Genomic DNA, 6,088 nt, shown 5'->3' on the forward strand with positions numbered 1-6,088 from the left:
ACGAGCTGGAGGCGGACGTGGGCACCGGGGCGCCGCCCGAGACCTGGCCTCCGCCGAGCCGGGCCCGGCCGGGGAGCCGCTGGTCCCCGCCCCGGTGGCCGCAGGGCACCGTACGGGCACTCGCACTGGCGGTGGTGGGCGGTGTCGTGCTGCTTCTGGTGTGGGTGCTGCCCGGCGTCGACGAGGGCACTGGCCCGGCAGAGAGCCCGGGGGAGGGCGGAACCTGCCCGGAGCGGATCGCCTCGCTCGTGCCTGGCGGGGGCAACGGCCCGCTGGTGGAGTCCTACCAGACCGAACGCCACCGGATCGTGCTGTGCGCGAACTCCTCGGGGGAGCTGTACTACTTCGGAGAGTTCCTCGACGGCAGCGGTGAGGCGATGGTGGTCCCCGCCGTGGCGACCGAGGACGGGTACGTCGCGGACGCGGGGGAGACCCGGTACGAGATCGGTGGTGGCGAGGTCGTGATCACGGGTGGGGACGGCGCGGAGATGGCGCGCCTGCCGCTGGAATCAGTGCCCGCTCCGGAGTGACCGGAGGCCGGGCTGGAGCCGTGGCCGGGCCGGAGGCCGGGCGGGGCGGAAAGGGTGCTCTGACGGGTGCGTCCGTGTACCGGGCCGCACCCGTCAGTGCCGTGCGGTGATCGCCTAGCGGGTCTTGACGACGGCCGCGAGGAGACCGGAGATGATCATCATCGCCATGCTGATGACCATGAGCACGAACGCGACGGTTCCGACCATGGTGTTTCCTTCACTGTTTCGTTCCCGGGGCACCGTGGGCCGTGTCCCCGGCGCCCGGCACGCCGGGACACCCGGGTGAGCGGGCGCGGCATGTACCTCTTCGGTGCATCACCCTATCTCGCCGCCTCGGCGGTGCGCGGTTGGGTGCCCGCTCTGACCAGCGTGGTTCAACTCTCGTTCCAGAAGCGGCGGTAGGTGTCGGCCAGCCACCGGTCGGCCCATGCGCCGTCCGGCAGGGCGGGCAGGTGGGAGGTCCGGCACAGGTCGGTGAGCCCGGCCTCCAGTTCCCTGGCGCGGTCCAGGGCCTCGTCGCGGCTGTGCTCGCCGCGGCGGAGGGCCAGCAGCCAGCCGCGGTCGGGTTCGGGCATGGGCAGGGTGAGGCGTCCGGTCTCCAGCAGTTCCACGCCCTGAAGGCCCAACCGGACCATGTGGTAGGCGAACTTGGTGTCGAAGCCGTGCTGGGCCACCAGCTCGGGGCGGTTGGTGTGCTTGCCTCCGCGCACACCTTCCATCCGGTCGCGCTGGGCGCGCAGGTAGCCGAGGAAGCGTTCGCCCGCCTTGCGTGAGAGGAAGCGGTGGGCGTTCTCGCGCAGGTCGGCACCCGCGGCGGTGAGGGTGACGATCTCGCCTTCGGGCACGAACAGGGGCAGCAGGACGGTGGGGTTGCCGTCCAGCGCGAGCCGGGTCCACTTGCGCAGCGAGTAGACGGTCAGGTCCAGGTCGCCCGGGCCCGAGCGGGTGTGGTCGTCCCGGGTGCGGTGGACGTACTGCTCGAACGGGCGCAGGCCGATGACGTACTCGGGCGGTTCGACGCAGAGGCCCATCTCGTCGCGGTCGTTCTGGCCGTCGATGGCGAGCCCGTGGACGCCGGAACCGACCTGGCAGCGCAGCACCGTGCCCTGAGCGGCGATCCGGGCGAACTCCTCGGTCGCGTGCTTCACGGTGCCTCCTACGTTGGACGTGCTGTCGCGGGTGCGTCGGCCGAAAGCTATCGTGAACCTTCACCGGGTGACGAGGCGTTTTCGGGGTCCTCCACCAGCTGGGCCGACTCCGTGGAAGCGCCCGTCGGCGGGGGAACCGGTCCCCTGACTACTTGCCGGTACCTTTCCGGATCCGTTTACTGGTCCCCTACGGAACCGGCGCTCCGCCACCCCCACCCCCAGCCGCAGAAAGCAGAACCGTGCCCCCTGAGACCCCCGATCCCAGGATCGACACCTCCGTCCCGCACAACGCCCGCATCTGGAACTACTGGTTGGGCGGCAAGGACAACTACCCCGTCGACCGGGAGATGGGCGAGCAGATCCGCTCGTTCTTCCCCGAGATCGTCGACAACGCGGTGGCCGACCGGCGCTTCCTGGCCCGCACCGTCACCTTCCTGGTCAGGCAGGAGGGGATCCGGCAGTTCCTGGACATCGGGACGGGGCTGCCCACCCACAACAACACCCACGAGGTCGCCCAGTCCGTGGCCCCGGATACGCGGGTGGTCTACGTGGACAACGACCCGCTGGTGCTCACACACGCCCGAGCGCTCCTGACCGGGAGCGACCAGGGCGCCACCGACTACGTCGACGCGGACCTGCGCGACCCGGAGGGCATTCTGGCCGTCGCCGGGAAGACCCTGGACCTGACCCGGCCGGTGGCGCTGATGCTCCTGGGCGTGGTCAACTTCGTGGCCGACGACGCCGAGGTGCGTTCGATCCTGGACCAGCTGACGGGGGCGCTCGCGCCCGGTAGCTACCTGGTCATCTCCCACCCGACCGACGACATCGACAGCGAACGCGCCCACCAGGTGGCCGCGGCGTGGAACGAGAAGGGCACCCCCAAGCTCACCATCCGCAGTGCCGCGGGGATCGAGGCGCTGTTCGACGGACTCGAGCTGCTGGAACCCGGAGTGGTCTCCTGCTCGCTGTGGCGCCCGGAACCGACCGAGGTAGGCGAAATCCGACCGGTGGCGGAGTACGGCGGTGTGGCCCGCAAACGATAGCCGCCGGAAGGAGCTGACAGCAGGGCAGAACAGTCGAGGAGCAGCACCCTTGAACCACGTGACGAGGGCCCGAACCGGATCCGTGCGGCCCGCGATCGACCGGGAGCACTGGCGGGGGCGGCTCGCCGAGCTGGCCGAACGGCACGGTGTGCCCGGGGCGCAGCTGGGCGTCCTGCGGGTCGGTTCAGGAGGTGGCGGGACCGGCGAAGAGGAGGGGGAACTCGTCCAGGTCGAGCACGGGGTCCTCAATTCCGGGACCGGGCACGCCGTCACCCCGGAATCGGTCTTCCAGATCGGCTCGATCACGAAGGTGTGGACGGCGACCGTCGTCATGGGCCTGGTGGACGAGGGTGCACTGACCCTCGATACCCGGATCGCCGAGGTCCTGCCCGAGCTGCGCCTGTCCGATCCCGACCTCACCGCGGCGGTGACCGTGCGGCACCTGCTCAACCACACGAGCGGGATCGACGGGGACCTCTTCACCGACACCGGGCGCGGCGACGACGTGCTGGAGCGCTACGTCACCGAGTTGGCGGAGGCGGTCGCCATCCACCCCTTGGGTTCGGCCTTCTCCTACTGCAACTCGGGGTTCCCGCTGCTGGGCCGGGTCATCGAGAAGCTGACCGGACTGACCTGGGATAGGGCGATGCGGGAACGGCTCTTCACCCCGCTCGGCCTGACCCGTTCGGGAACACTCCCGGAGGAGGCCCTGCTGCACGGCGCGGCCGTCGGCCACATCGAGGGGCTACCCGAACCGGTGCGGGCTCCGGTGTGGGGACTGCCGCGGTCGATGGGGCCCGCGGGGCTGGTCACCGCGAACGCGGAGGACGTGCTGCGCTTCGCCGAGGCGCACCTGCGCGGCGGTGTCGCCCGCGACGGGAACCGGATCCTCGCGGAGGAGACCGCCGAAGCCATGACCCGGTTCCAGGTCGGACTGCCGGACCGGCACACCCTGGGTGACTCCTGGGGGCTGGGCTGGATCCGGTTCGACTGGAACGGACACCGCCTGATCGGCCACGACGGCGGCACCATCGGCCAGTCCGCCTACCTGCGGGTGCTGCCGGAGGCAGGGCTGGCCGTCGTCCTCCTCACCAACGGGGGGCGCACCGGCGACCTCTTCCAGGAGCTGTTCGGGGAGGTCTTCCGGGAGCTCGCCGATGTGCGGATCCAGGACCCCCTCATGCCCCCGGAGATCGCACCAGCGGTGGACGTCACACCCCACCTGGGCGCCTATGAATCCGCGGTGCTCAGGGCCGAGGTGTTCCGGTACGAGGGTGAGACCGTACTGCGCACCACCGACCTGGGCCCGATGGCCGACTTCACCGCCGAGCCCGTCAAGGAGTACGGGCTGGCGCCGGTCGGTCCGGGACAGTACGCGATCCGCCCCGAGGGTGAGCAGACCTGGCGCTCGGTGCGGTTCCACCGTCTGGACACGGGAGAGGAGTACCTGTTCTTGGGAGGGCGGTCGATGCCGCGCGCGGGCGCGGGCGCCCACGAGCCCCCGGCCCACCCGCAGGATCGCTCAGGGGGACCGCGCACGCTGTGAAGGGACCACGCCTTCTACCTGGAGAACGGCGAGGTCGTCGCGTAACGGATTACCGGCGGCTGTGGAGAGCGGTCTCGACGAAGACGCTCCACTCCGCACGGTTGAAGGACAGGTGGCCCAGCTCCCTGTTCTGGGTATCCCGCACATCGGCTCCGGCCTGGTGCTCCCGGGCGTCGACGCACTCGTTGTTGCCGCCGCTGTAGGACGACTTGTGCCAGTCAGTTACCGTCGATCCTCTTCATCTCGTCTCGGATGGCCTTCAGGGGCTCATCCGGTCACGGGCGGCCCCTGGAGAGAGATGAACAGCAACCGGCTTCGAATGCCATGACTCGCTTGTACGACTGCTACCAGCATCGGACAACGGTCGGCTTGCTCTATCGATGCAAGGCCAGGTGACCCCCGACGAGATCGGAGAGGGAGGCGTCGAGGAGTGAGCGGTGTAGCCGGAACTGCTCTCAACGGTGCCCGGCCAGGGTATTCGACCGTGGCCGGGCAGCGCTGCGTCTTGAGTCAGCGGGAAAGGGTGGTTCTGAGGAAACCGGTCCACTCGGAGGCAGGGAAGGGAAGGTGCCCGGCGGAGGGGTGTTTCGAGTCGCGGATGGCCGCGCCACAGGGGAGCTCGGACACCTCCACGCAATCCTGTGCGTGTCCGCTGTAGCTGCTCTTGCGGAAATCGGTCGGGATGTGGGCTACCTCCACACAGTCTTGGTTCTGTGCGCTGTAGGTGCTCTTGTAGAAGCTCAAGATCATGTCGGGGTTTCTCCTGTTGAAGCTTTGATGTCAGCAATAAATTGCACCGTCGAGGTCACAGACAGTGCGGACCCTTGAACATTGCTAAACGTCAAGTTATACCGGTCGATGTCATCTTCTTGTTCCAGGTACAGGTCATCGGATGCTGTCCCGACATAAACGACCGGAGTATCTCTGGGCTCGGAGAACTCCAAGATGGTGAAGGCCCCGGCCATGCCCAGATGCGCGCCGCTACTGAACGGGAGCGCCTGAATATCTATGTTGTGGCGCATAGCCAAGTTCTCAAGGTGTTCTAGCTGCTCCACCATGATGGCCGGAGAGCCCACGACCCTGCGAAGCGCGCCCTCATCGATGACCGCGGTTATATGAGGAGCATTGACACGGGTCAGGGTCTGCTGGCGTGTGATCCGAGCTTCTACCTTTCGGACCATGCCCGGGTCGTCCACGGCGCGCCCGCCTTTGAAGATCTCCTCTGCGTAGCTCGGGGTTTGGAAGAGGCCAGGGATGACTTGTCCCTGGAAGGTCCTCATCGCTGTGGCTTCAGCTTCGAAATCAGGAAGTGCTCGTTCGCTGAACACGTCCTTGTACCTGGACCACCAGCCCTTCTCCTTGGACTCACGGCATAGCTGGTGGAGTGCCGCACGACCTTCCTCATCCAGGCTGTAGAGGTCTGCCAGGGCGTCGATGTCCCGAGCGCGCGTGCGGCGTGCTTCCGCCGTCTCGATCTTGCCGATGGTTGCCCGGGGCACGCTGGACCTCTTAGCGGCCTCATCAAGGGTGTGACCGTTTTCTTCGCGTAGGCGGCGTAGCTCGAAGCCGAGGCGCCTGCGACGGATGGTGGGGCTATAGGGCCGTTGCATGGGACCAGCCTAGCAAGAATCTATCGCGAATCTCAGTGCTTCAGTTGACAACTGAGAATCGCGGTTTCAGTATGGAGGTGTAGCAGTGACCGGTGGATCACTGAGGGTTCATCTTGGTCAGGCTATGCCTTGCCCGTTCCGCGCATCACGGCAACCGTGAGACTCCTCCAACGGGCACCTTCAGCAGCACCCCTCGACTCATGCGTCCAGC

At 67.8% G+C, this 6,088-nt stretch carries 6 protein-coding genes and 1 pseudogene; 3 read left to right on the forward strand and 4 right to left on the reverse strand.

Translation table 11 applies throughout. The annotated features are described in order from the left end of the window. The coding region (locus tag ACYVD1_RS34165; RefSeq protein WP_460778620.1) for a hypothetical protein at positions 1 to 530 on the forward strand (530 nt) is incomplete at its 5' end. A gap of 374 nt (positions 531 to 904) precedes the next feature. On the opposite strand, the gene ACYVD1_RS34170 is transcribed toward ACYVD1_RS34165, so the two are convergent. After that, positions 905 to 1,678: a nucleotidyltransferase domain-containing protein gene (locus tag ACYVD1_RS34170; RefSeq protein ID WP_460778621.1), complete on the reverse strand. Its 774-nt coding sequence runs from the start codon at positions 1,676 to 1,678 to the stop codon at positions 905 to 907. A gap of 239 nt (positions 1,679 to 1,917) precedes the next feature. Between ACYVD1_RS34170 and ACYVD1_RS34175 the strand changes: the two genes are divergently transcribed. Together ACYVD1_RS34175 and ACYVD1_RS34180 are read left to right on the forward strand one after the other, a co-directional pair. Then, positions 1,918 to 2,721 carry an SAM-dependent methyltransferase gene (locus ACYVD1_RS34175; protein WP_460778622.1) on the forward strand — a complete coding sequence of 268 codons (804 nt, stop codon included), beginning with the start codon at positions 1,918 to 1,920 and terminating at the stop codon, positions 2,719 to 2,721. 58 nt (positions 2,722 to 2,779) lie between these two features. After that, complete coding sequence (locus ACYVD1_RS34180; RefSeq protein ID WP_460778625.1) at positions 2,780 to 4,267, forward strand: serine hydrolase domain-containing protein; 1,488 nt, start codon at positions 2,780 to 2,782, stop codon at positions 4,265 to 4,267. Between the two features lie 49 nt (positions 4,268 to 4,316). Here the strand turns inward: ACYVD1_RS34180 and ACYVD1_RS34185 are convergent. The 3 genes and pseudogenes from ACYVD1_RS34185 to ACYVD1_RS34195 all read right to left on the reverse strand — a co-directional run. Continuing rightward, positions 4,317 to 4,493: pseudogene (locus tag ACYVD1_RS34185) on the reverse strand (DUF397 domain-containing protein); the annotation flags it as partial. Between the two features lie 284 nt (positions 4,494 to 4,777). Then, entirely contained in the window at positions 4,778 to 5,017 is a 240-nt protein-coding gene (locus ACYVD1_RS34190) for a DUF397 domain-containing protein (protein WP_460778623.1), read from the reverse strand. Continuing rightward, on the reverse strand, positions 5,014 to 5,877 hold the full coding sequence (locus ACYVD1_RS34195; RefSeq protein WP_460778624.1) for a helix-turn-helix domain-containing protein: 864 nt from the start codon (positions 5,875 to 5,877) through the stop codon (positions 5,014 to 5,016). Before ACYVD1_RS34195 ends, ACYVD1_RS34190 begins: the two co-directional genes overlap by 4 nt. Between the last annotated feature and the right edge of the window lie 211 nt (positions 5,878 to 6,088).

This window comes from Nocardiopsis nanhaiensis (assembly GCF_054778635.1).

Bases quoted from the DNA above. Each gene is read 5' to 3' on its own strand.
- ACYVD1_RS34195 (WP_460778624.1), bottom strand. From the start codon at position 5,877: ATGCAACGGCCCTATAGCCCCACCATCCGTCGCAGGCGCCTCGGCTTC.
- ACYVD1_RS34190 (WP_460778623.1), bottom strand. From the start codon at position 5,017: ATGATCTTGAGCTTCTACAAGAGCACCTACAGCGCACAGAACCAAGAC.